Genomic DNA, 22406 nt, shown 5'->3' with positions numbered 1-22406 from the left:
ACTCTTCAAACCTCGTCAGCCATGCCGCTCGCCGCACCTTCGGAAGGGCGCGAGGCATGATATTTTTGCAAATCGTTTTCGATCTTGGCCTTCAGCCCGTTGCGGACCATGTCGTAGCCGACGTCGATCGCGGCTGCGAAACCCTCCGCGTCGGTTCCTCCATGGCTCTTGATCACGACACCATTAAGGCCGAGGAAGACGCCGCCGTTGACCTTTCGCGGATCCATCTTCTCGCGCAGCCGGTCGAAGGCGCCCTTGGCCAGGATATAACCGATCTTGGCCAGCAGCGTGCGCGACATCGCCGCGCGCAGATATTCGGCGATCTGGCGGGCCGTTCCTTCGGCCGCCTTGAGCGCAATATTGCCGGAAAAGCCTTCCGTCACCACGACATCGACGGTTCCCCGGCCGATATCGTCGCCTTCGACGAAGCCGAAGTAATCGATGCTGTCGAGACCGGCTTCGCGCAACAGCCGGCCGGCTTCCTTGACCTGTTCCTGGCCCTTGATCTCCTCGACGCCGACATTGAGCAGGCCGAGCGTCGGACGCTCGACCTCGAACAGGGCACGCGCCATGGCGCCGCCCATCAGCGCGAAATCCATCAGCTGCTGCGCATCGGCGCCGATCGTCGCGCCGACATCGAGCACGATGCTCTCGCCCTTCAGCGTCGGCCAGATCGCCGCGATCGCCGGGCGCTGGATGCCCTGCATCATGCGCAGGCAAAACACCGACATCGCCATCAGCGCGCCGGTATTGCCGGCGGAGACGACGACGTCAGCCTCGCCCTTGTTGATGGCCTCGATCGCCTGCCACATGCTGGCCTTGCCGCGGCCGCGCCGCAGCGCCTGGCTGGGCTTCTCGTCCATGGCAATCGCCAGTTCGGAGGCATGGAAAGTGCTGTTCGCCTTCAGCTTGGGATACTTGTCCAGGAGGGGGACGCATTGGTCTTCAAGCCCATAAAGTGCGAAACGGATATCGGGATGCCGTTCGAGCGCCTTGGCGGCACCCGGGATGACGACTTGCGGACCGAAGTCGCCGCCCATCACATCAAGAGAAATTCTGACCACGCGTGCCTTATCCTTTATTCCTGCCACACTGCATGTTTCGTCCCGGCGCAATCAGTCTGAGCGATGGAGACACACGTGTTTTCATGACGTTTGAGACGCAACAGTCCCGCTTGCGGGACAAACGGCCCAACGGGCTGGATTTCGGCCAAAATACCGTTTTTCGCTGACGTGACAACCGAATTGTGCCCCACGGCTTTTCGGACTCAGTCCTTTTTCCAATCCTTGAGCACTGCGAAGGGGTTTGGACGGATATCGTCCTTGTCGCTGCTTTCGATCCGCTCGCCAAAGCTCGCGCCCTGCTTGCGCGGATAGGGGTCGATTGCCAGCGCCGCGTGTTCCGTGACCGCAAGACCGACATCAATGGTGTCGCCGGTGAAGGTATCGGGAAGGTCCGGGCCTTCCGGATCGAGAATCATTTCGCCGCTGTCATTGGCCGCGATCCGCGCCAGCCGCGAGCCCTCCGGCACGAAGATCGCCTCGACCGGCTCGTCGATCTCCGATTCCACCGGCTCCAGCGTCACGACGCAGGCCTGGACGATCTTTGCCTGAACGCGGCCCTTGATCTTGACGCCGTCCCGCTTCCAGCGGGCGATCTGCAGCTCGGCCTTGAGCGACTGTACCTCCAGGACGCTCCAGAGATCGCGCAGCGCCGTGCGCTCCGCCTCATTCGCCTCGAGACGAACCGTCACGGCATTGGCGGAAATATTGCCGACCTTGACCGGATAGGAGAACGCGGGCTTTTCGTCGTGGTTCATTGTCAGGTCCTTTCGGGCGGCGCCGCCGCCCAGGATAGTGCTTCAAGCCGTCATCGCGGCTCTGGTGCCGCATCTTGCAAGACGGCTTCAGGCCGCCGCGTGCGGCAGATCGATCTGGCCGGTTTCTACGACATCCTCGCCTTGCAGCGCAAGCTGCGCTTCTGCGGCCAGCAGATAGTCGGCAAGGCCGTGCATGGAAAGCGACAAATCCTCGGTTTGCGGATGGAAATTCCGCTTCAGCGCCGCCGCCAATGCGTCGCGGTCCTTGCTTTCGAGAGCTGCGGCATAGCTTTCGAGGCGGCCGTAGAACATCGCGGCCAGCTTCTTCATCCGCTTCGGCACGCCGACATCGCCGACGCCGAGTTCGCGGATCGAATGATCGACATCCTCGAAAAAGGCATCGATGATCTCCTGGGCGATCTCCTGGCCGGCGCGCTGCGCGCTGCGGGTACGGCGGAAATAGAGGATCAGCGACGCCGACAGCATCTCGAAACGGCCCATCACGGTATCGGGAACGCCAAGGTCGGTATAGAGGTACGGGCGGCGGGCAGCGGCGGTCAGAAGGTCATATTGGCGCGCAATGATGGCCGCATTGCTATTTTTTTTGCCGAACAGTCCGAATATCATCATAAAGCCCAAGTTTGACCGCTTCAAAATACGCGAGCCCGCGCATCCTGTTGTTGCATGATCGCCGAAGCTGGTTTACCGAAGCAGGCACGAAATGCAATGGCGCATCTGCCAGCGTTACCTTGAGGGGGATGTCGTTGACGAAACGGTATTTCAAGTCAGACATGAAATTTCTGAGCAACGTCGCTTTTACATTGGCCATTTGCGCAACGACCCTGTCCGGCTGCAAAACCGCGGATATGCTGAACACCAGCGAAACCCTCAATCAGGGCTACGTCGTCGATCAGGAAACGCTGGCGCTGGCGCCGGTCGGTTCCAGCCGCGAGCAGGTGCTTCTGTCGCTCGGCACGCCGTCGACCACGGCAACCTTCGACAACGAGGTGTTCTACTACATTTCGCAGAAGCGCCAGCGTCCCGTCGCCTTCATGAAGCCGAAGCTGGTCGACCAGAGCATCCTCGCTGTCTATTTCGACAAGGACGGCGTCGTCTCGCAGCTGGCGCATTACACGCTGCAGGATGGCAAGGTCTTCGACATGATTTCCCGCACGACACCGACCGGCGGCAAGGAAATGACCTTCCTCGGCCAGCTGCTATCCGGCAACGGCATCGGCAAGAGCATGGCAAAGTCGGTGCTGGGCAACAGCAACAACTGATAGGCCTGCGGCCGCAACGCCCGATCTCGCATAAAAGGCCCGGCTGACACCATGTCAGCCGGGCCTTTCTTTTGACCGGTCTTCTCCAAGTCTGCGGCATCGCAAGGGATGCCGCAGACAGCTCGTCAGGCCAGAACCGCCAGAAGCAGCAGGGCGACGATGTTGGTGATCTTGATCGCCGGGTTGACGGCAGGACCTGCCGTATCCTTGTAGGGATCGCCGACCGTGTCGCCGGTGACGGAGGCCTTGTGCGCGTCCGACCCCTTCACATGGCGAACGCCGTCCTTGTCGACGAAGCCGTCCTCGAAGCTCTTCTTGGCATTGTCCCAGGCACCACCGCCAGAGGTCATCGAGATGGCGACGAAGATGCCGTTGACGATGACGCCGAGAAGCGAGGCGCCGAGTGCTGCAAAGGCCGACGCCTTGGAGCCGGAGATCAGAAGCACGCCGAAATAGACGACGATCGGCGCCAGCACCGGCAGCAGCGACGGCACGATCATTTCGCGGATCGCCGCCTTGGTCAGCATGTCGACGGCGCGGCCGTAATCCGGACGGTCCGTACCGGCCATGATGCCCGGCTTTTCGCGGAACTGGCGGCGGACTTCCTCCACCACGGCCCCTGCCGCGCGGCCGACGGCCGTCATGGCAATACCGCCGAACAGATAGGGGATGAGACCGCCGAAGATCAGGCCGGCGACGACATAGGGGTTGGACAGATCGAACGAGATCGTTCCGACATCGGCGAAGTACGGGTACTTGTCACCGTTGGCGACGAAGTATTTCAGGTCGTTCGAGTAGGCCGCAAACAGCACCAGCGCGCCGAGACCGGCCGAACCGATGGCATAGCCCTTGGTGACGGCCTTGGTGGTGTTGCCGACGGCGTCGAGCGCATCGGTCGACTTGCGGACTTCCGGGGGAAGACCGGCCATTTCGGCAATGCCGCCGGCATTGTCGGTCACCGGACCGAAGGCATCGAGCGCGACGATCATGCCGGCAATGCCGAGCATGGCGGTAACGGCGATGCCGGTGCCGAACAGGCCTGCCAGCTGGTAGGTCGAGATGATGCCGCCGACGATGACGATGGCCGGAAGCGCTGTCGATTCCAGCGACACGGCGAGCCCCTGGATGACGTTGGTGCCGTGGCCGCTGACGGAGGCCTGGGCGATCGAGTTCACCGGCCGTTTGTTGGTGCCGGTATAATATTCGGTGATCACCACGATCAGCGCGGTGACCACGAGGCCGAGGATACCGCAGATGAACAGGTTGGTGCCGGTAATGTCCTTGCCCTCGACCACGCCGATCGAGCCCCAGCCGATGGTCAGCGAGGTGGCAGCTCCCAGCCCGATGATCGACAGCAGGCCGGTGACGATCAGCCCCTTGTAGAGCGCGCCCATGATCGAGCCATTGGAGCCGAGCTTGACGAAGAAGGCACCGATGATCGAGGTGATGATGCAGGCGCCGCAGATGGCCAGCGGATAGGACATGACGACGGCAAGGTTGGCGCCGCCGGCAAAGAAGATGGCGGCCAGAACCATGGTGGCGACGATCGACACCGCGTAGGTCTCGAACAGGTCGGCCGCCATGCCGGCGCAGTCGCCGACATTGTCGCCGACATTGTCGGCAATGGTGGCCGGGTTGCGCGGATCGTCTTCCGGAATGCCCGCTTCCACCTTGCCGACGAGATCGCCGCCGACATCCGCACCCTTGGTGAAGATGCCGCCGCCGAGACGGGCGAAGATCGAGATGAGCGAAGCGCCGAAGCCGAGCGACACCAGCGCGTCGATCACTTCACGCGAACCTTCGGCCAGGCCGAGGCCGGCCGTCAGCACGAGGTAGTAGATCGTGACGCCCAGAAGCGCCAGACCGGCGACGAGCATGCCGGTGATCGCACCGGACTTGAAGGCGATATCGAGGCCGGCGGCAAGGCTGACGGAAGACGCCTGCGCCGTGCGCACGTTGGCCCGCACCGAAACGTGCATGCCAATGAAACCGGCAGCTCCCGACAGAACGGCACCGATCAGGAAGCCGATGGCGGCTGTCACGGAGAGAAGAACCCAGGCACCGACGAAGACGACGGCACCGACGATGGCAATGGTCATATATTGACGTGTGAGATAGGCCTGCGCCCCCTCGCGTATGAAGCCTGCAATCTCTTGCATGCGGGCATTGCCCTGATCGGCAGACAGCACCGATCTGGTCGCCCAGATGGCATAGACCACCGAAAGCAACCCACATGCGATAACGCCCAGAAGTATGGTCATTTCGCTCATTCCTCCATTTAAGCCTGCGGGCTCACTCCGTTCCACAGACCCCCAAAAACGCAGCGAACCGCTCCTCCTCTTCAGGTAACGGCCACGTACAGGGTGGCAGAGTGCGGGGACGAATCGGTATCGTCAAGCCGCCACAATCGGAAAAACCCACGTTTTTCGGTATGTTGGCGGTGGCTTACCGGTCTGGACGACCACTTTTGGAGATAAACTTCAGACGGTCCGCCGTTTTTCGGCAAGAAACAGCAAAAACAGCAGAACAAGGCAGAAAACCGTCACCGGCCAGACGACAGCATTCAGCATATCCCAGCCATAGGCCGTCAGGACCTTGCCGGAACCGAAGGACGCCAACGCGACCGTGGTGAACAGGATGATGTCGTGGAAGCCCTGCACCTTGTCGGCTTCCTGCGGCCTGTAGCTGGAGGCGACGATGGCCGTGGAGCCGATGAAACCGAAATTCCAACCCATGCCCAGAAGGATCAGCGCGCCCCAGAAATTCCACAGCGCAATGCCCGCATGGGCGACGATGGCGCAGAGCATGAGAATGACCAGACCGCAGGCCACGACCTTTTCAGCACCATAGCGGCTGACCAGCATGCCGGTAAAAAAGCTCGGCGCGAACATTGCCAGCACGTGCCACTGGATGCCCAGCGTCGCCAGATCCTGCGAGAAGCCGCAGCCGACGACCATGGCGATCGGCGCGCCCGTCATCATGAAGGTCATCAGCGCATAGGTGGAGATACCGCAGACCATGCCGGTGATGAAACGCTGGGTCAGCACGATCTCGCGCAGCGGCCGAACAGGCCCCATTGGCGCCGCCCCTGCGACCGGGCGCAGATCCGGCAGCCGCAGGAATGCCAGGATGACGATGGCGGCCAGGCAGGTCGGAACGAGCGCGATGAAAGCGCCGGCAAAAAACACCGGCGCCAGCATGTCCCGGGTGAGGATGACCAGTTGCGGCCCGAGCACGGCGGAAATGATGCCACCGGCCAGGATCCAGGAAATCGCCCGCGGCTTGTAGAATGCGGGGGAAACATCGGCCGCGGCAAACCGCAGCTTTTGCGTAAAGCCGCCGGCCATGCCGCAAATGCACAGGCTCAGCGCAAGCAGCCAGAAATCGCTGTGAAACAGGGCATAGGCGGCAAGCGCGCCACCACAGGCGCCCAGCAGCGCACCGACCATGAAGGCCGCATTGCGGCCGAGCAAGCGGGACATGGCCGTGACGAAAACAGCGCCGAGCGCCACACCGACGTTGAAGCCGGTCAAAGGGGCCGTTGCCAGCGACTTGTCGTCGCCGAGCAGCTGATAGCCGGCAACGCCGCCGACGGAAAAGACGATCGGGCCGAGTGTTCCGAGGATGGCCTGAGCCGCGGTCAGCAGATAGACGTTGCGGCGGGCACCGTGCAGTTCATGATCCATGCCCCGCACCTCGCCTGCCTGCCCCGCCATCGCGTGACCTTACTTCTTGACGTCGGTTCTGATCGTGCGGGCGATCCGGTCGAGCACGGCATTGACGAGCTTGGGCTCGTCGTCTTCGAAGAAGGCCTTGGCGATCTCGACATATTCGGTAACGATGACGGCAACGGGCACGTCCCGGCGCTCGCGCAGTTCGAACGTGCCGGCGCGCAGGATGGCGCGGACCGTCGAATCGAGGCGCGACAATGCCCAGTCGTCCTGAAGGGCGGTGCCGATCAGCGGATCGAGCAAGCGCTGGTCGCGCACGACACCGGCAACGATCGAGCGGAACCACGAGGCATCCGCCTTCAGGTAGGTATCGCCGTCGATTTCCTGGCCAAGCCGGTGGGTTTCGTATTCGGCGACGATTTCCAGCACGCCGGTACCGCCGACATCCATCTGGTAAAGCGCCTGAACGGCGGCGAGACGGGCAGCCCCACGCTGGTTTGCCTGCTTGATCGGCTGGTCGGCCGGCGGATTGGTCGGAATGTCGCTCACTGTTCGCCGCCCAGCTTGATCTTCAGGTCAATCATGGTGAGCGCGGCGCGGGCGGCAAAACCACCCTTGTCGCCTTCGGACTTCTTCGCACGGGCCCAGGCCTGCGCGTCGTTCTCGACCGTCAGGATGCCGTTGCCGATGGCAAGGCTTTCGCTGACGGTGAGGTCCATGATCGCACGCGAGGATTCGTTGGCGACGATATCGAAGTGATAGGTCTCGCCACGGATGACCATGCCGAGCGCGACGAAACCGTCATATTCGGTGCCGCCATTGTCGATGCCGTCGAGCGCCATGGCGATCGCGGCCGGAATTTCCAGCGCGCCGGGGACGGTGACGACGTCATAGGTCGCTCCGGCATCCTTGAGCGCCGATGTCGCGCCGTCGAGCAAAGCGTCGGCCATGTCGTCATAGAAGCGCGCTTCCACAATCAGAATATGTGGTTTGGATGTTTCGGCCATTTTTCACCCGTTTGAAATTTGGGGCCGGACATCTCCGGCGCAGGCGGCGGTCAAACCATGCCAACGCCCGGTTGGCAAGCATTTTTCGCTTCCAAGCCCGATTTGGCGGAACGTTTGACGGCGATTGCATTCGGAAATGCTGAAATTGGCCACGTCTTTCCAATCGCACGGCGTCTCTGTACACATTCAGTTTGCATGGACAAACGGATGACAGAGATGAAGAAACCCATCGTCAACCCCGCCGATCTGCACCTGGATCATGGCCAGGAGGGAACATTTTTCGAATCCAGGGATGCCTCTTTCGGCGCGCAGCTGGGCCTCAAGGACCTCGGCGTCGGCTATAGCGAGGTGCCGCCGGGCAAAGCCAGCTGCCCGTTCCACAATCACCATATCGAGGAAGAGCTGTTCGTCATCCTCAGCGGGCAAGGCGAATACCGCTTCGGCGCCAATCGCTATGCCGTGCGCCCCGGCGACATACTCGGCGCTCCTGCCGGCGGACCGGAGACCGCCCACCATCTGATCAACACCGGTACCGTTCCCCTCACCTACCTGTCGATTTCGGCCAATGCGAAAGCCGAAATCGTCGAATATCCGGATTCCGGCAAGTTCCTGGCAAAATCGCGCGCAGCGCCGGGCGGCAAGCCGGTGTTCCGGTTCGTCGGACGACGCGACAGCGAAGTCGATTATTGGGACGGAGAGCCGGGAATCTGATCGAATGACGGAATCGCATTGTCAAACGGACTGAACGCCTCCCATGCACACTGTTCCCACCATCGAGACCGAACGCCTGATCCTTCGCCCCTACCGCCGCGACGATTTCGGCCCCTATAGCGCGCTGTTTGCCGATGCCGAGGTGACGCGCTTCATCGGCGGCGTGCCGTTTTCACGCGAGCAGGCCTGGACGCGCTTCCTGCGGCAGGTCGGCATGTGGCACTATTTCGGCTTCGGCTTCCTCGCTGTGCTGGACCGCGAGACCGGCCAGTTCATCGGTGAAGCCGGCTTTCACGATCTGCACCGCGTCATCACCCCGTCGCTCGAAGGCACGATGGAAACCGGCTGGGCGCTTTCGCCCCGCTCGCATGGCCACGGCCTTGCAACGGAGGCCGTCGGTGCGGTGCTGCGCTGGGGCGACCAGCAGTTTCCGTCGCTGAAGAAGACCTGCATCATCGACACCGCCAACCTCGCCTCGCTCCGGGTCGCCTCCAAGCTCAATTTCAAGGAAACGCGGCGGACAGTCTATCACGGCGCGCAGGTGATTTTGCTGGAGCGGTAGGGACCGGAATTTCACCACCCCAGCCTAAATTTTGATGAACAATTTGTAATTTGGTTTCAGTGACTTGTGACTTTTTCCCGCCCATTTTCGGGGCTACCTCGAAAATGTCGGCACGATGCAAGGCCGATCATCGCAACCCAAGGCCTTCCGTGGCGCGCACCGTGTCACGGAGACCCGTCCTGCGGCCGCCGAACACTCGGTTCGCAGGCATCCTATGGAGCCAAAACCATGAACCGCATCGCAAAGCTCTCCACAATCGTCGCACTCACCGCCTTCCCGCTCGCCGGCGCATCCTACGCCGCGGGCACGCAGGAGAACTGGCCGCAGCAGATCGACCAGACCGTCGCCACCTACAAGGGCAACAATTTCAACATCGTCCATTCCAATACGCTGGATGCCGGCGAATGGGTTGGCAACACGTCGGCAAGCGAGCAGGCAAGCTTCCAGAAAGCCCTTGCATCCAACCGGACACTGACGAAGGAGCTGAAGGCTCACAGCGTCTCGATTGCCAACGTGATCGGCGCGAGCCAGGCCGCTGACGGCGGGCTGACATTCTACGTCCGCTGAACCACCACTTGAAAGCCGGCCTCTCCCCACACGCCGGGGAGAGGTCCTACACCTCCGCCTTCGGCGCCGGAAACTCCGCCAGTCTCGCCGCATAGCGCGCCATCGTATCGACTTCGAAATTGACGAAATCGCCCGCCTTGCGCTGCCCCCAGGTCGTCACCTCCAGCGAATGGCGGATCAGCAGCACGTCGAAATCAGCGCCATCAACCGCGTTCACCGTCAGCGAGGTGCCGTCGAGCGCCACGGAGCCCTTCGGCGCCACGAATTTCGCCAGATGCTCCGGCGCACGCAGGCGAAAACGGGTCGCCTCGCCTTCCGTCTCCACCGAGAGGATTTCCGCCCTGCCGTCGACATGGCCGGAGACCAGATGGCCGCCGAGTTCGTCGCCGATCTTCAGCGAGCGTTCCAGATTGATTTTCCGGCCCGCTGTCCAGGCCGCAATCGTCGTCAGCCTGAGTGCCTCCTCCCAGGCCTCGACCTCGAACCAGCGGCCGTTGGCGCCCTCGTCCGGCAGGGTCGTCACCGTCAGGCAGACGCCGGAACAGGCGATCGAGGCGCCGATATCGATGCCCTTGGGATCATAGGCGGTGGCGATGCGCAGCTTGATGCCCTCGTCGAGGGCAGTGATGGTTTCGACGGTGCCGATATCGGTGATAATGCCGGTGAACATCAGGGGGTTCTTTCGTATTCGTAGGTGTCGAGAAGGTCGTCGCCAAACGTGTCCGTCCGCCTGTGGACGAAGCCGACCGGGATCAGGTTGCGTTCAAGTGGGGATGGCACCCCCTCTTCGCCAAGGGCTGCCGGGCCGGTAAACAGCAGAATCCGGTCGACAAACCCGTCATTGAGGAATCGCTGCGCCGTGCGCGCGCCGCCTTCGACCAGAAGCGAGGACACGCCCCGCGTTGCCAGGGCCGCCAGAAGATCGCCGGGTGCCGCCGGATCGCAGACCACGACCTCGACGCCGGCCGCTTCCAGCGCTTGGCGCCGCTCGTCGAAAGAGACCGAACCGTCTTCCTCCCCGGTCACGACGAGAACCGGCACGGTTCGGGCCGTCTGCGCCAGTTTCGAGGACACCGGCAGATCGAGATCGCCGTCGATGACGATGCGCAGCGGCGAGCGGTTTTCCAGTCCGGGAATGCGGCAGGTCAGCTCCGGATCGTCGGCGATCGCCGTGCCGATGCCGACGAGGATGGCATCGGTCTCGGCCCGCAGCCGCTGGACGTAATCGCGGGCGGACGCGCCGGTAATGCGCACCTGCCCCTGCCCCTTGATGCCGATCATGCCATCGGCGGAAACGGCAAGCTTGAGAGTCACATAGGGCCGGTTGTTGCGCTTGCGCATGAGGTAGCCCTCAAGCTCCCGTTCGGCCTCTTGCGCCAGAACGCCGGTGACCACCTCGATACCGGCAGCGCGCAGCATCTCGAGCCCGCGCCCGGCCACCCGCTCGTCGGGATCGGTGATGGCAACGACGACCCGGGCGACACCGGCGGCGATCAGCGCATCGGCGCAGGGCGGCGTCTTGCCGTGGTGGGAGCAGGGTTCGAGCGTCACATAGGCGGTGGCGCCGCGCGCCAGCGTGCCGGCAACGGCCAGCGCGCCGGTCTCCGCATGCGGCCTGCCGCCGGGCGCGGTGACCGCGGCGCCGACGATCTTCGGCCCGGCGCCGTCATTGCGGACGATGACGCAGCCGACGGACGGGTTGGACGCCGTCGCACCGAGATTGCGATGCGCAAAGCGCAGCGCCTCCGCCATGAACCGCTCGTCTTCCGATCTGTCTACCATTTCAACGCCATTCCGTTCCCGATCCTCAAAACGTCAAACGCCGCCTTTCGGCGGCGTCAGCTTGAATGGCGATCAGGCGCCGGGATCGCGCGCGATCTTGGCACTGATCTCGGCGATCACCTTCTCGAAATCGTCCGCATGGGAGAAATCGCGATAGACCGAGGCGTAGCGGACGAAGGCGACATCGTCGAGGCCCTTGAGCGCTTCCAGCACCTGCAAGCCGATCTCCTCGGACGGGATTTCCGTCTCGCCGGAGCTTTCCAGCCGCCGGACGATGCCCGACACCGCCCGCTCGATCCTATCGCGATCGACCGGCCGCTTGCGCAGCGCAATCTCGAACGACCGCAACAGCTTGTCGCGGTCGAACGGCGCCTTGCGGCCGGTCTTCTTCAGGATCATCAGCTCCCGGAGCTGTACCCTCTCGAAGGTCGTGAAGCGGCCGCCGCAATCCGGGCAGATACGCCTTCGGCGAATGGCGGCGCCGTCCTCTGCAGGACGGCTATCCTTCACCTGGCTGTCTTCCGATCCGCAATAGGGGCAGCGCATCAAGGCTCCTTTATGAGACGTATGGGCTCAGAGGTAGGGGTACATCGGGAAACGATCGGTCAGCTTGACCACCTTTTCGCGAACGCCGGCTTCGACGGCAGCATTGCCCTCATCCGAATTGGCGACCTTGAGGCCGTCGAGGACTTCGACGATCAGGTTGCCGATCTCGCGGAATTCGGCTTCCTTGAAGCCGCGTGTCGTGCCGGCCGGGGTGCCGAGGCGGACACCGGAGGTGACGAACGGCTTTTCCGGGTCGAACGGGATACCGTTCTTGTTGCAGGTGATGTAGGCGCGGCCAAGGGCTGCCTCGGCGCGCTTGCCGGTGGCGTTCTTCTTGCGCAGGTCGACCAGCATCAGGTGGTTGTCGGTGCCGCCCGAGACGATGTCGAGGCCACCGGCCACCAGCGTTTCGGACAGAGCCTTGGCGTTCTTGACGATCTGGGCGGCGTAATCCTGGAATTCCGGCTTCAGCGCCTCGCCGAAGGCAACCGCCTTGGCGGCGATGACATGCATCAGCGGGCCGCCCTGCAGGCCGGGGAACACGGCCGAGTTGAACTTCTTCGCCAGATCCTCGTCATTCGTCAGGATCATGCCGCCGCGCGGGCCGCGCAGCGACTTGTGCGTGGTGGTGGTGGCAACATGGCAATGCGGGAACGGCGACGGATGCTGGTTGCCGGCAACGAGACCGGCGATGTGGGCCATGTCGACCATCAGCCAGGCGCCGACTTCATCGGCGATCTCGCGGAAACGCTTCCAGTCCCAGATGCGGGAATAGGCGGTGCCGCCGGCGATGATCAGCTTCGGCTTGTGCTTGCGGGCCGATTCGGCCACGGCATCCATGTCGAGCAGGTTGTCGCCTTCGCGCACGCCGTAGGAAACGACGTTGAACCACTTGCCGGACATGTTGACCGGCGAACCATGCGTCAGGTGACCGCCCGAATTGAGGTCGAGGCCCATGAAGGTATCGCCCGGCTGCAGCAGCGCCAGGAACACGGCCTGGTTCATCTGCGAACCCGAGTTCGGCTGGACGTTGGCGAAATTGACGCCGAACAACTTCTTGGCGCGTTCAATGGCGAGTTCCTCGGCGATATCGACGAACTGGCAGCCGCCGTAATAGCGCTTGCCCGGATAGCCTTCGGCATATTTGTTGGTCATGATCGAGCCCTGCGCTTCCAGAACGGCGCGCGAGACGATGTTTTCGGAAGCGATCAGCTCGATCTCGTGGCGCTGGCGGCCCAGTTCCTTTTCGATCGCGCCAAAAATATCCGGATCGCTGTCGGCGAGAGAACGGCTGAAGAATACGTCGGTGGCAGCGGAAGAAACGCTCATTCTCAAAGCTCCTTAAGAGGCGGTGGCACGGTGTTTACCGTCCTCGCATGGCAAGGGCAATACGGGCTGTGCGATTTGCGCCATTTCCCCCATCTGCCGCGCCGGGAATGCGACAGATGCCCGAATGAGAGGGCAGCCGGAATGCGACAAGGCCGCGCATCCGGGAGGATAGGCGGCCTTGCTGATACGATTGGGACAGGTCGGCTTATTGCGGCAGCATGTCCTGATCGACGGAACCGGCGGACTGCTCGATGCCGGTCGTGGTCTGCAACGCCAGCTCCTGCTGGCCGTCCATCTGATAGATGTCGTCGCGGAACTGCACGATACCGTCGGTCGCCGCCCAGGCGGTGATGTATTTGAAGTAGACGGGAACCTCGACAGCCAGCTTGATCGGCGAGTTCTGGCCGGCACGGATCGTCGCCTCGATCTGCTGGCGTGACCAGCCGGGCGTGTCGCGCAAGAGCCATGTGGCCAGATCGCGCACGTTCTGAACGCGCACGCAGCCCGACGATTCGAACCGCGCCAGCTTGTTGAACAGGCCCTGCTGCGGCGTGTCGTGCATGTATTCGTTGTTCGGGTTGTGGAAGTTGATCTTCGTGGACGCCATGGCATTGGTCTTGCCGGGGTCCTGGCGGAAGGTCAGGTTCGGCGCCTTGTCGGCATTCCAGTCGATCGTTTCGGGCGAAACCTCGTTGCCCTTGCCGTCGATGAGGCGGATCGAGTTCTTGCGCAGATATTCCGGATCCTTGCGCATCAGCGGAACGATGTCCTTTTCGACGATCGAGCGCGGGGATGTCCAGTACGGGTTGAGGATGACCTCGTAGATCTTCGAGTTGATGATGTGGGTCTGGCGGCTGATGCGGCCGACGACCGCCGTATGGCGCTGCGCCACGCGGCCGTTTTCGACGGCTTCGATATAGGCGGCCGGAATGTTCACCAGCACGTAGCGGCTGCCGAGATCGCCCGACATCGACTGCAGGCGCACCACATTGGTGTTCAGCTGCTCGAGACGGATATTCGCGGAAATGTTCATCGCCTTGACGGTATAGTCGCCCATGACGCCATCGGCCGGCAGGCCGTGGCGGGCCTGGAAGCGCTTGACGGCGCCATCGACATAGCTGTCGAAGGAATTGGAAATGCCGGCCGAACGCGGCAGGTCGCCGACGATCATCAGCCGCTGGCGCAGGGCCTGCACCGACGGATCGGACACGCCCATCTCCAGGCGGACGGACGAATTGACCTGCGGCCAGCCGCCGGCGGCGGCGATCTGCTGATACTGGGCAATGGCGTTCTGCGTGTTGGCCAGCGTGTTCATGCCGAAGATCGGCGTATTGGAAACGACGGCGGTGGCGCTGCGCGAAGCCTTGGCGTCGAACTGGTCGTCCCAGGCGCCGCGACGCGGCGCATTGATGATCTCGTCGAGCGCGTCCTGCGCAAAAGCGCGGCCGGCCCACACACCAGCGCCGAGAGCGGCGGCCGAGGCCAGAAAGCCACGACGGGAGAAAGCATCAATTCCGTTTTTCTTCGACATAGTCCCTACCATTCAATGCTGCGGCGCAAGACACTGCGCTACCACGAATACGGTTAACAAAGGCAAACTACACGTGCAGTCCCCTGCCCGCAGTTCACATTCGTGAGATCGTGAACGCTGTTTGCCATCCGTCGCATATCGGCAACAGGCACAGCGCAAAGCCCGCATTCTCGTACCTTCGTCGCTGTCATAGTAATATGGCCAATTCGTGTCGCGTGCCACCCGCTGCGGCTGCCGGAGCCGCGTCGTTTCGAGGGTTGCGGGCTTTCGGCCACACCCGGATGCGGGTGTTCCATCGTGTCCCAAGACAGCACCCCGGACATCGCCACAGCCGGGTAGCCGGTCCTGCCGTATCCCAAACGCGCGAACGGGTGCGCCTTAGCGCACCCGTCAGCAATCCATCGCAATCGCCAGTCCCTTGGCGACAGCTATCGCGCTTAGAGCTTGTACAGCATCGTGTCGTTCCAGAAGCGGTCGAGGCGCTGCAGGAGCTTGTTCATCTGGCCGAACTCGTCGGTGCCGATGCCGCCGACCTTCTGGATCGAGCCGATATGGCGTTCATAGAGCTTGGCGACCGTTTCGGCGATTTCCTGGCCGTCGTCGGTCAGGCTGATGCGGACCGAACGGCGGTCGATGCGCGAGCGCTGGTGGTTGATGAAGCCGAGATCAACCAGCTTTTTAACATTGTAGGATACGTTGGAGCCGAGATAGTAACCGCGCGAGCGCAGTTCACCGGCCGTCAGTTCCGAATTGCCGATGTTGAAGAGGAGAAGCGCCTGGACGGCGTTGACGTCGGAGCGGCCCGACCGGTCGAATTCGTCCTTGATGACATCGAGCAGACGACGGTGAAGACGTTCGACGAGGTGAAGGGATTCCATGTAGAGCGAACGGATCGCATCGTCGTGGGGATCTTTGACGGCAACGACCTGCGGTTTCATTTTGGTGTTCATCATGACTGCCTCACTGTTTTGTTTGGCGGTGTATGTATCTCTTCCCGCCTTGAGGTAGACACTATCGAATACGTATAAAATTCGACTTAAACTACAGCCTTAACAGCGCCTTACTATCCACACCCCTTGTGTCAGGGTAAATCAATTCTTGCAGCCCGCGCCTGCTTGGCCCGCTGGTGGAAGATCGCCGCCCGAAACAGCACGAAGGTGACGGCCACCGATCCATGCAGGATCAGCAGCAGCGGCTTCTCCCCGAAGATCTGCGGATAGACCGCGAACATGACCACTTCCGCGCCTGCCGCCACCACCCAGAGCACCGGCCCCCAGGAGACCAGCAGCCACAGCCCGAGTGCGGCGACCGGATAGACGACGGCCAGCGCCGTCGCCGCCACCCGCCACGGAACCGGCAACAGATCGAACCGCCCGCCGCCGCCAAACGAAAACCCGATCAGCATCGCCCAATAATTGAGCCCGAACCAGAAACACGAAACCGACACCAGCCGCAAAAACAGCCCGAAGACCGTTTCGATGAGCGAGAGTTTGGGGACTTTTACAGAATCAAGAGCCATGACGATGAAGATACGTGGCGCGGACGCGCTTTGCCAGATGGGGATTTTTTCCAGGGGCAGCGTCCTGCAAACGCGCAGGCGCGGCCTGCTATTTCGCAGGCACCAGCATCCGCCGCAGCGTTCCATCCTTCAGGAAGACCGCGTGGAAGAAGGCGGCGGCGGCATGGATCACGATCAGCACGATGAACACCGGCTTGCCGAGCGCGTGCACCTCGCCCAGATCGGCCAGACCGAAATAGGTCAGAAGACCGGTGACCGGCATCGCGATCAGCAGCGCATAGAACAGCCAGTGCGACACGGTGGCGGCCCGCGACATCCAGTCCGCCGCGCCGGCAGCCTTCGGCGCGCCGGCCGAAATCCGCAGCGCAAGCCGCAGAATGACCAGCCCAAGAATGGCCCAGCCCGCCCAGTGATGGGCCGAGGCGAGAAACTGGTCCTGGGCCGAGGCCTGCCCGCCCTCCTCGGCGGCCTCCACCACCGTCGTCATGCTCTCTCCGAAGAACAGCTGAAACAGGACAAGAAGGGCCACGGCCCAGTGAAGACAGATCTGCAAGGCGGAATATCCGCGCGGGAAGGAAGCACTCATCTCAGCGTCTCCGTGACATCATGGACGCAGCATGTGGCTCCTCAAGCTGACGCTCAACTGAATGCACCACCGTTTGCACCGGACGATCGATCACCCAAAAAAATCATCCCCGCTGATCCCCGCCCTTAAAACCTGTGTCATCCTGATCTCGTTCCGCCAATGGATACGCTGCCAGGCGTGGCAGTGAGGCGGGGCCGGTGCCGGGTGCGGGAAGGACGTAGGCCTTCATCCGGTGGGCGATCAGAAAATGGTTCCCCTCCGCAGGCTGAAGCTGCTGCGGGCGTGCTTGTGAGCACACAGGGTTGACGCGAATGTCGGCCGTAGAGGAACCGGAGTTGCCGCCGACGACCACCGAACGGGGCGCTGGAAGGCGTCATTATATTTTACTTTGTCCTCGGCACTTTTCAGCGCCCCGGCCAAGTGAATGAACAAGCAAAACCACGACGGATTTTCCGGGCGTGGCTGAAAGCGTTGAGGGATCTCCCACCTCCCCCTTGAGGGGGGAGGTCGCCGCAACGCGGCGGGTGGGGGTGACCACCGCGAACACAAGAGGCAATTGCATATGCCGCAGGTCACCCCACCCCGGAGCTTTGCTCCGACCCTCCCCCTCAAGGGGAGGGTGAACTCAAGGACAGGGTAAACGTGCCGCACCTCAACCATTTTCTTTTGCCCGCGTCGCATGATAAACCGCGACCCAACGAATGGAACGGACCGAGAGACCCGCGCAATGACCGACAAGACCAGCCCTGTTGACCTCATCACCGGCCACCGCCGCATGCGCCGCAACCGCAAGGCCGACTGGACGCGCCGGATGGTGCAGGAAAACCGGTTGACGGTCGACGATCTGATCTGGCCGATCTTCGTCGTGCCCGGCTCCGGTATCGTCGAGCCGGTCGAGGCGATGCCGGGCGTCAGCCGCATGAGCGTCGACAAGGCGGTGGAGGCCGCCAAGGAAGCGGCCGATCTCGGCATCCCGGCGCTGGCCACCTTCCCCAATATCGACATGTCGCTGCGCGACGATACCGGCTCCAACAGCCTTGCCGCCAACAACCTGATCAACGAGACGACGCGCGCCATCAAAAAAGCCGTGCCGAACATCGGCGTCATCACCGACGTGGCGCTCGATCCCTTCACCAGTCACGGCCATGACGGCATCCTGCGCGACGGCGAGATCGTCAACGACGAGACGGTGGCCCAGATCGCCCGGGCCGCCGTGCTGCAGGCGGATGCCGGCGCCGACATCATTGCCCCCTCCGAGATGATGGACGGCCGGATCGGCGCCATCCGCCAGGCCCTCGACGCCGCTGGCCACCAGAATGTCGGCATCATGTCCTATGCCACCAAATTCGCCTCCGCCTTCTATGGCCCCTACCGCGAAGCGATCGGCACCGGCGGGTTGCTCAAGGGCGACAAGAAGACCTATTACATCGATCCCGCCAACGGCACCGAAGCGATGCGCGACGCCGCCCTCGACGTCGAGGAAGGCGCCGACATGCTGATGGTCAAGCCCGGCCTGCCCTATCTCGACATCTGCTGGCGGATGAAGGAAGCCTTCGGCCTGCCGGTCTTTGCCTACCAGGTGTCGGGCGAATACACGATGATCAAGGCAGCCGCCGCCAACGGCTGGATCGACGGCGAGCGCGTCATGCTGGAAACCCTGCTGTCGTTCAAGCGCGCCGGCTGCGACGGCATCCTCAGCTATTTCGCCATGGACGTGGCACGGATTTTGGCGAAACGCTGAAGCTCCTTGTTCAACGGAAGCATGACGATGAGCAGCGTGGATACCGAGACCCTGCGTTTTTATGCGAGCGAAGCCGAAGTCTATGCGCGGCGTGCCCGCACGGTGAAGAACGCGCGGCTTGACAGCTTCCTGGCCGGACTGGCGGCAGGCGCGAGAATTCTGGAGCTCGGATGCGGTGGCGGTCAGGACAGCCAGGCGATGCTGGCGCGGGGTTTCGACGTCACGCCCACCGACGGCTCGCCGGAAATGGCTGCGCAGGCCAGCCTGCTGCTGGGGCGTCCGGTCGCCGTCCTTGCCTTCGATCAGCTGAGCGAAACGGCCGCCTATGATGCGGTCTGGGCCAACGCCTGCCTGCTGCATGTGCCGAGGCCGGAACTGGCCGCGGTGCTGTCGCGCATCCACCGGGCGCTGAAACCCGGCGGGATTTTCTATGCGAGCTTCAAGGCGGGCTCAGTCGAAGGCCGCGATGGGTTGCAGCGCTACTACAACTATCCCTCCCGCGACTGGCTGATGGCGCAATACGCACCATTGAACTGGATGAGTATCGACGTCGATGAAAACAGGGGACGCGGTTATGACGGCGCGGAAACGGGCTGGCTGCATGTGACGGCGATCAGCCGGGGATCATAAGACGGCGGTTGCCCGGGGATAAAACGCCGGATTTCCCGATATTTCAGCGCGTCGTTTGATTTTTCGCGCCATGCTTCCCATATCCTCTGCTGTTGAAGAACGGAGAACGGCAATGAGTGTGCAGGATGACAATGTGAGAATCCCCAGCAGCGACTGGCGGGCCTACCGGGGCGTGCTCAGCCGTCGCGCCGTCGCCTTCGTCATCGATTATGCCATCGTCGCGCTTTTGTGGATCCCGGCCGCCGTGGTCGTGTTCTTTCTCGGCCTCCTGACATTCGGCCTCGGCTTCTACCTGTACCCGGTGCTGTTTGCCGGTCTCGCCATGCTCTATTTCGGCGTGACGGTCGGCGGCGCCAAGCAGGCATCGCCCGGCATGAACATGATGGGTCTGGCGATCGCCCGCACCGACGGCCGGCCGATGGATTTCCTCACCGCCATCGTGCATCTGGTGATCTTCTGGATCGCCAATGCGCTGCTCACGCCGCTGGTCCTGCTGGTCGGCCTGTTTACCGATCGCGGCCGCCTGCTGCATGACCTTTTGATCGGCACGGTCACGGTTCGCCGCGACATCTACTGATTCGCCGATGCCGGAGGGATGCGTTTGTGACATCCCTTCGGTGCCCGCCCGCCGATCGCCCCTGAATCACAGATTTATCGCATCGCAATCCGACAGTTCAAAAAGTCGCGATTGACCTTTTTCATTCTTGCGCCATGCTGATGTTTTCCAAGCGGCCAAGAAGAGCGACCCCCGCAGCATATGAACACGCAAACTGCACCGTCTCCACAATTCTACCTGACCGCGCCGGCGACCTGCCCGTATCTGCCGCAGGAGATGGAGCGGAAGGTGTTTACCCACATGGTGGGCGAGCGGGCTCCCGAGCTCAACGATCTCCTGACCCAGGGCGGTTTCCGCCGGTCGCAGAACATCGCCTACCGGCCGGCCTGCGAGAGCTGTCGCGCCTGCATCTCGGTGCGGATCGTTGCCGGCGAGTTTTCCCCCACCCGCTCGATGCGGCGTATCCTGGCGCTGAACAGCGACGTGGTGTCGACGGAATATCCGGCTGAGCCGTCCAGCGAGCAGTACAGCCTGTTTCGCCGCTACCTCGACCATCGCCACCAGAAGGGCGGCATGTCCGACATGTCGGTGCTCGATTATGCGATGATGGTGGAGGACACCCACGTCAACACCAAGATCATCGAATACCGGCTGAAGGTCGAGGGCGACGGCATCGGCGCGGCCAAGGGGCCACTGATCTCGGCAGCGCTCACCGACAAGATGGGCGACGGCCTGTCGATGGTCTATTCCTATTTCGACCCGGAACTGTCCGACCGCTCGCTCGGCACCTTCATGATTCTCGACCATATCCGCAAGGTACGCGACCGCGGCCTGCCGCATGTCTATCTCGGCTACTGGGTCAAGGGGTCGCGCAAGATGGATTATAAAACAAAGTTTCTGCCGCAGGAGCACCTTATGGCGCAGGGCTGGGAACGGTATACAGGCGAAGGCACCGTTACCGAATCGGACTGAATCTTGAGCCAAGCCATCGACGTCGCCCAGCACCGCCGCGCACTCCTGATCACCGGTCTCGGCGGCCTTGCCCTCTCCTTCGATATCCCGCTGATCCGCTCGTCGCAGGGCGAGGTCTGGTCGCTGCTGGCCCTGCGCAGCCTGTGCACCTTCGCCGTGGCGCTGGTCGCCTGGGTGGTGCTCAACAAATTCCTCGGCCGCAGGATCGCGCTGATCCCCGGCAAGGCGGGGCTGCTGGCCGGCGTGTTCTACGGGCTTGGCACCTTCACCTTCCTGTTGTCCGTCTTCCACACCGCAACGGCCAATGTCGTCTTCATCGTTGCCTTCACCTCGATGTTCGCCGCCGTGCTCTCCTGGATCTTCCTCAAGGAACGCCCGTCCAACGCGACGCTGGTGACCATGGCGGTCATGGTCTTCGGCGTCGGGCTGATCGTTCACGACGGGCTGAAAAGCGGCAATGTCTTCGGCGATGCCATGGCGGTCTGCTCCGCGCTGCTGCTGGCGCTGGCCATCACCGTCAGCCGGGCGAGCGGCAGGGACATGGGGCTGGTGCCGCTGGCAACCGCCATCTTCCCCTGCGCCATCGGCTATCTGCTGTCGCCCTCCGAGGGTCTTGTCATCGCCCATCCCGGCTGGATCATGTTTGACGGCCTGATCATGATCCCGCTTGCCTTCTTCTGCCTCGCCACCGGCCCACGCTATCTCTCGGCGCCGGAAGTCGGCATGTTCTACCTGCTCGAAACCATCCTCGCGCCGATCTGGATCTGGATCGTCTTTACCGAAGTTCCGACCATGCAGACGCTCTTGGGTGGCGCGGTACTGATTTTAGCGCTGGTCGGGCATTCGCTCTGGCAGATACGGCAGAAATCGGCAGCGGATGCGTCGAGCGAATTTCCATTTACGGGGTGAGGCTCCCCACCAATTGCTGGGGAGCAAAATCAATGTTATAACGCAATTATAACATTGGAGTTCTGCCATGAACATCACCATCCGCAAGATCGGCAATTCCGAAGGCGTGATCATTCCGAAGGAAATGCTTGAACGATATGGCCTGAAGGCAGGCGATCAGATGCAATTCACCGCAAAAGATGGCGGCTTTCAGATGCAGCCGCTCGAGGAAGCATTTCAGCGTCAACTCGAACACGCCAATCGCTTCATGGACAAATACAAGGTCGCCCTGAAAAAGCTGGCCGAATGAGGGATCTCGTTTTTCTGGAGCGGCCTCTCATTGAGGCATTGCAAACTATCCAGATCGAGCGCTTTGGTGGCGCTTTCGGTTTAAGAGACGAAGGCGCACTGGAGTCGGCTCTGGCCCGGCCGGTCAACAAAGCCCATTACGGTTGCGACGATGTTGTTGAACTCGCCGCAGCGTATCTTTTCGGTCTTGCTATGAACCATGCGTTTATTGATGGAAACAAGCGTATTGCCATTGTTGCAGCTGCTGTTTTCCTGATGGAGAATGGTTACGAGATCGAAACGAGCGACAGCCTTCTCTTCAGCTTCGTCCTATTTGTCGCAGCTGGTGAGATCGACGAAAACGGGGCCATCCGCTTCCTGCGGGACGTCACCGCTCCATCTGAAAACAGATAAGCGGGCG

Annotated in this window: 27 protein-coding genes; 11 read left to right on the top strand and 16 right to left on the bottom strand. The window is 62.2% G+C overall.

The window, feature by feature from the left end; translation table 11 throughout:
* Positions 1 to 5: 5 nt before the first annotated feature.
* The 4 genes from plsX to ADU59_RS30795 form a co-directional block, all read right to left on the bottom strand.
* Positions 6 to 1064 carry a phosphate acyltransferase PlsX gene (gene plsX, locus ADU59_RS07645; protein WP_083198163.1) on the bottom strand — a complete coding sequence of 353 codons (1059 nt, stop codon included), beginning with the start codon at positions 1062 to 1064 and terminating at the stop codon, positions 6 to 8.
* A 203-nt stretch (positions 1065 to 1267) separates the two neighbouring features.
* Complete coding sequence (locus ADU59_RS07640) at positions 1268 to 1819, bottom strand: YceD family protein (protein ID WP_068953294.1); 552 nt, start codon at positions 1817 to 1819, stop codon at positions 1268 to 1270.
* 87 nt (positions 1820 to 1906) lie between these two features.
* A complete protein-coding gene (locus ADU59_RS07635) occupies positions 1907 to 2446 on the bottom strand; it encodes a ubiquinol-cytochrome C chaperone family protein (RefSeq protein WP_068953751.1) in 540 nt (179 codons plus the stop codon).
* Positions 2415 to 2696, bottom strand: coding sequence for a hypothetical protein (locus ADU59_RS30795; protein WP_162493769.1), 282 nt, complete (start codon positions 2694 to 2696; stop codon positions 2415 to 2417). The genes ADU59_RS07635 and ADU59_RS30795 overlap by 32 nt, the downstream gene beginning before the upstream one ends.
* Here ADU59_RS30795 and ADU59_RS07630 point away from each other — a divergent pair.
* Complete coding sequence (locus tag ADU59_RS07630; protein WP_068953292.1) at positions 2578 to 3099, top strand: outer membrane protein assembly factor BamE; 522 nt, start codon at positions 2578 to 2580, stop codon at positions 3097 to 3099. The genes ADU59_RS30795 and ADU59_RS07630 overlap by 119 nt on opposite strands.
* A gap of 125 nt (positions 3100 to 3224) precedes the next feature.
* Here the strand turns inward: ADU59_RS07630 and ADU59_RS07625 are convergent, their stop codons facing one another.
* The 4 genes from ADU59_RS07625 to ribH form a co-directional block, all read right to left on the bottom strand.
* Positions 3225 to 5360 (bottom strand): sodium-translocating pyrophosphatase, encoded by a 2136-nt coding sequence (locus tag ADU59_RS07625; RefSeq protein WP_068953750.1) that lies wholly within the window; start codon positions 5358 to 5360, stop codon positions 3225 to 3227.
* 219 nt (positions 5361 to 5579) lie between these two features.
* Positions 5580 to 6815, bottom strand: a complete 1236-nt coding sequence (locus ADU59_RS07620; protein WP_068953290.1) for an MFS transporter — start codon at positions 6813 to 6815, stop codon at positions 5580 to 5582.
* Positions 6816 to 6824: 9 nt separating this feature from the next.
* On the bottom strand, positions 6825 to 7310 hold the full coding sequence (gene nusB / locus ADU59_RS07615; protein ID WP_068953749.1) for a transcription antitermination factor NusB: 486 nt from the start codon (positions 7308 to 7310) through the stop codon (positions 6825 to 6827).
* A gap of 5 nt (positions 7311 to 7315) precedes the next feature.
* Complete coding sequence (ribH, locus tag ADU59_RS07610) at positions 7316 to 7777, bottom strand: 6,7-dimethyl-8-ribityllumazine synthase (protein ID WP_068953288.1); 462 nt, start codon at positions 7775 to 7777, stop codon at positions 7316 to 7318.
* Positions 7778 to 7984: 207 nt separating this feature from the next.
* Here ribH and ADU59_RS07605 point away from each other — a divergent pair, with 207 nt between their 5' ends.
* The 3 genes from ADU59_RS07605 (at position 7985) to ADU59_RS07595 (ending at position 9617) form a co-directional block, all read left to right on the top strand.
* Positions 7985 to 8488 carry a cupin domain-containing protein gene (locus tag ADU59_RS07605; protein WP_068953286.1) on the top strand — a complete coding sequence of 168 codons (504 nt, stop codon included), beginning with the start codon at positions 7985 to 7987 and terminating at the stop codon, positions 8486 to 8488.
* Between the two features lie 43 nt (positions 8489 to 8531).
* Complete coding sequence (locus tag ADU59_RS07600) at positions 8532 to 9050, top strand: GNAT family N-acetyltransferase (RefSeq protein ID WP_068953284.1); 519 nt, start codon at positions 8532 to 8534, stop codon at positions 9048 to 9050.
* Positions 9051 to 9278: 228 nt separating this feature from the next.
* Entirely contained in the window at positions 9279 to 9617 is a 339-nt protein-coding gene (locus ADU59_RS07595; RefSeq protein ID WP_068953282.1) for a hypothetical protein, read from the top strand.
* Between the two features lie 46 nt (positions 9618 to 9663).
* Here ADU59_RS07595 and ADU59_RS07590 read toward each other — a convergent pair whose 3' ends face one another.
* From ADU59_RS07590 to ADU59_RS07555, 8 genes are all read right to left on the bottom strand, one after another.
* Positions 9664 to 10287: a riboflavin synthase gene (locus tag ADU59_RS07590; protein ID WP_068953280.1), complete on the bottom strand. Its 624-nt coding sequence runs from the start codon at positions 10285 to 10287 to the stop codon at positions 9664 to 9666.
* On the bottom strand, positions 10287 to 11399 hold the full coding sequence (gene ribD, locus ADU59_RS07585; protein ID WP_068953278.1) for a bifunctional diaminohydroxyphosphoribosylaminopyrimidine deaminase/5-amino-6-(5-phosphoribosylamino)uracil reductase RibD: 1113 nt from the start codon (positions 11397 to 11399) through the stop codon (positions 10287 to 10289). Before ribD ends, ADU59_RS07590 begins: the two co-directional genes overlap by 1 nt.
* A gap of 72 nt (positions 11400 to 11471) precedes the next feature.
* Positions 11472 to 11945, bottom strand: a complete 474-nt coding sequence (gene nrdR, locus ADU59_RS07580; protein WP_068953276.1) for a transcriptional regulator NrdR — start codon at positions 11943 to 11945, stop codon at positions 11472 to 11474.
* 27 nt (positions 11946 to 11972) lie between these two features.
* Positions 11973 to 13274: a serine hydroxymethyltransferase gene (gene glyA / locus ADU59_RS07575; protein ID WP_068953274.1), complete on the bottom strand. Its 1302-nt coding sequence runs from the start codon at positions 13272 to 13274 to the stop codon at positions 11973 to 11975.
* A gap of 205 nt (positions 13275 to 13479) precedes the next feature.
* On the bottom strand, positions 13480 to 14805 hold the full coding sequence (locus tag ADU59_RS07570) for a L,D-transpeptidase family protein (protein ID WP_068953272.1): 1326 nt from the start codon (positions 14803 to 14805) through the stop codon (positions 13480 to 13482).
* Between the two features lie 437 nt (positions 14806 to 15242).
* A complete protein-coding gene (ldtR, locus tag ADU59_RS07565) occupies positions 15243 to 15755 on the bottom strand; it encodes a transcriptional regulator LdtR (RefSeq protein WP_068953748.1) in 513 nt (170 codons plus the stop codon).
* Positions 15756 to 15886: 131 nt separating this feature from the next.
* Positions 15887 to 16450 (bottom strand): DUF6163 family protein, encoded by a 564-nt coding sequence (locus ADU59_RS07560; protein ID WP_425332001.1) that lies wholly within the window; start codon positions 16448 to 16450, stop codon positions 15887 to 15889.
* A complete protein-coding gene (locus tag ADU59_RS07555; RefSeq protein WP_068953268.1) occupies positions 16413 to 16910 on the bottom strand; it encodes a cytochrome b in 498 nt (165 codons plus the stop codon). Before ADU59_RS07555 ends, ADU59_RS07560 begins: the two co-directional genes overlap by 38 nt.
* A 727-nt stretch (positions 16911 to 17637) precedes the next feature.
* Between ADU59_RS07555 and hemB the strand changes: the two genes are divergently transcribed.
* From hemB to ADU59_RS07520, 7 genes are all read left to right on the top strand, one after another.
* A complete protein-coding gene (gene hemB, locus ADU59_RS07550; RefSeq protein ID WP_068953266.1) occupies positions 17638 to 18651 on the top strand; it encodes a porphobilinogen synthase in 1014 nt (337 codons plus the stop codon).
* A 27-nt stretch (positions 18652 to 18678) separates the two neighbouring features.
* Entirely contained in the window at positions 18679 to 19281 is a 603-nt protein-coding gene (locus tag ADU59_RS07545) for a class I SAM-dependent methyltransferase (protein ID WP_068953747.1), read from the top strand.
* Between the two features lie 112 nt (positions 19282 to 19393).
* On the top strand, positions 19394 to 19858 hold the full coding sequence (locus tag ADU59_RS07540) for an RDD family protein (RefSeq protein ID WP_068953264.1): 465 nt from the start codon (positions 19394 to 19396) through the stop codon (positions 19856 to 19858).
* Between the two features lie 180 nt (positions 19859 to 20038).
* Positions 20039 to 20809 carry an arginyltransferase gene (locus ADU59_RS07535; RefSeq protein WP_068953262.1) on the top strand — a complete coding sequence of 257 codons (771 nt, stop codon included), beginning with the start codon at positions 20039 to 20041 and terminating at the stop codon, positions 20807 to 20809.
* A 3-nt stretch (positions 20810 to 20812) separates the two neighbouring features.
* A complete protein-coding gene (locus ADU59_RS07530; protein ID WP_068953260.1) occupies positions 20813 to 21718 on the top strand; it encodes a DMT family transporter in 906 nt (301 codons plus the stop codon).
* Between the two features lie 67 nt (positions 21719 to 21785).
* The gene (locus ADU59_RS07525) at positions 21786 to 22007 is read left to right on the top strand and encodes an AbrB/MazE/SpoVT family DNA-binding domain-containing protein (protein ID WP_037107468.1); all 222 of its coding nucleotides are present in this window, start codon (positions 21786 to 21788) and stop codon (positions 22005 to 22007) included.
* On the top strand, positions 22004 to 22399 hold the full coding sequence (locus ADU59_RS07520) for a type II toxin-antitoxin system death-on-curing family toxin (RefSeq protein ID WP_068953259.1): 396 nt from the start codon (positions 22004 to 22006) through the stop codon (positions 22397 to 22399). The genes ADU59_RS07525 and ADU59_RS07520 overlap by 4 nt, the downstream gene beginning before the upstream one ends.
* Positions 22400 to 22406 lie beyond the last annotated feature (7 nt).

The organism is Pararhizobium polonicum, from assembly GCF_001687365.1.
GTDB lineage: Bacteria > Pseudomonadota > Alphaproteobacteria > Rhizobiales > Rhizobiaceae > Pararhizobium > Pararhizobium polonicum.
Note: the sequence above shows the minus strand (reverse complement) of the source record. Positions and strands in the feature narration are given on the sequence as shown.

Bases quoted from the DNA above. Each gene is read 5' to 3' on its own strand.
- ldtR (WP_068953748.1), bottom strand. From the start codon at position 15,755: ATGAACACCAAAATGAAACCGCAGGTCGTTGCCGTCAAAGATCCCCAC.
- ribD (WP_068953278.1), bottom strand. From the start codon at position 11,399: ATGGTAGACAGATCGGAAGACGAGCGGTTCATGGCGGAGGCGCTGCGC.
- ADU59_RS07570 (WP_068953272.1), bottom strand. From the start codon at position 14,805: ATGTCGAAGAAAAACGGAATTGATGCTTTCTCCCGTCGTGGCTTTCTG.
- ADU59_RS07605 (WP_068953286.1), top strand. From the start codon at position 7,985: ATGACAGAGATGAAGAAACCCATCGTCAACCCCGCCGATCTGCACCTG.
- ADU59_RS07595 (WP_068953282.1), top strand. From the start codon at position 9,279: ATGAACCGCATCGCAAAGCTCTCCACAATCGTCGCACTCACCGCCTTC.
- ribH (WP_068953288.1), bottom strand. From the start codon at position 7,777: ATGGCCGAAACATCCAAACCACATATTCTGATTGTGGAAGCGCGCTTC.
- ADU59_RS07635 (WP_068953751.1), bottom strand. From the start codon at position 2,446: ATGATATTCGGACTGTTCGGCAAAAAAAATAGCAATGCGGCCATCATT.
- glyA (WP_068953274.1), bottom strand. From the start codon at position 13,274: ATGAGCGTTTCTTCCGCTGCCACCGACGTATTCTTCAGCCGTTCTCTC.
- ADU59_RS07540 (WP_068953264.1), top strand. From the start codon at position 19,394: ATGAGTGTGCAGGATGACAATGTGAGAATCCCCAGCAGCGACTGGCGG.
- ADU59_RS07640 (WP_068953294.1), bottom strand. From the start codon at position 1,819: ATGAACCACGACGAAAAGCCCGCGTTCTCCTATCCGGTCAAGGTCGGC.
- nrdR (WP_068953276.1), bottom strand. From the start codon at position 11,945: ATGCGCTGCCCCTATTGCGGATCGGAAGACAGCCAGGTGAAGGATAGC.
- ADU59_RS07535 (WP_068953262.1), top strand. From the start codon at position 20,039: ATGAACACGCAAACTGCACCGTCTCCACAATTCTACCTGACCGCGCCG.
- ADU59_RS07620 (WP_068953290.1), bottom strand. From the start codon at position 6,815: ATGGCGGGGCAGGCAGGCGAGGTGCGGGGCATGGATCATGAACTGCAC.
- ADU59_RS07525 (WP_037107468.1), top strand. From the start codon at position 21,786: ATGAACATCACCATCCGCAAGATCGGCAATTCCGAAGGCGTGATCATT.
- ADU59_RS07600 (WP_068953284.1), top strand. From the start codon at position 8,532: ATGCACACTGTTCCCACCATCGAGACCGAACGCCTGATCCTTCGCCCC.
- ADU59_RS07545 (WP_068953747.1), top strand. From the start codon at position 18,679: ATGAGCAGCGTGGATACCGAGACCCTGCGTTTTTATGCGAGCGAAGCC.
- ADU59_RS07630 (WP_068953292.1), top strand. From the start codon at position 2,578: ATGTCGTTGACGAAACGGTATTTCAAGTCAGACATGAAATTTCTGAGC.
- hemB (WP_068953266.1), top strand. From the start codon at position 17,638: ATGACCGACAAGACCAGCCCTGTTGACCTCATCACCGGCCACCGCCGC.
- ADU59_RS07520 (WP_068953259.1), top strand. From the start codon at position 22,004: ATGAGGGATCTCGTTTTTCTGGAGCGGCCTCTCATTGAGGCATTGCAA.
- ADU59_RS07625 (WP_068953750.1), bottom strand. From the start codon at position 5,360: ATGACCATACTTCTGGGCGTTATCGCATGTGGGTTGCTTTCGGTGGTC.
- ADU59_RS07555 (WP_068953268.1), bottom strand. From the start codon at position 16,910: ATGAGTGCTTCCTTCCCGCGCGGATATTCCGCCTTGCAGATCTGTCTT.
- ADU59_RS07560 (WP_425332001.1), bottom strand. From the start codon at position 16,450: ATGGAACGCTGCGGCGGATGCTGGTGCCTGCGAAATAGCAGGCCGCGC.
- ADU59_RS07590 (WP_068953280.1), bottom strand. From the start codon at position 10,287: ATGTTCACCGGCATTATCACCGATATCGGCACCGTCGAAACCATCACT.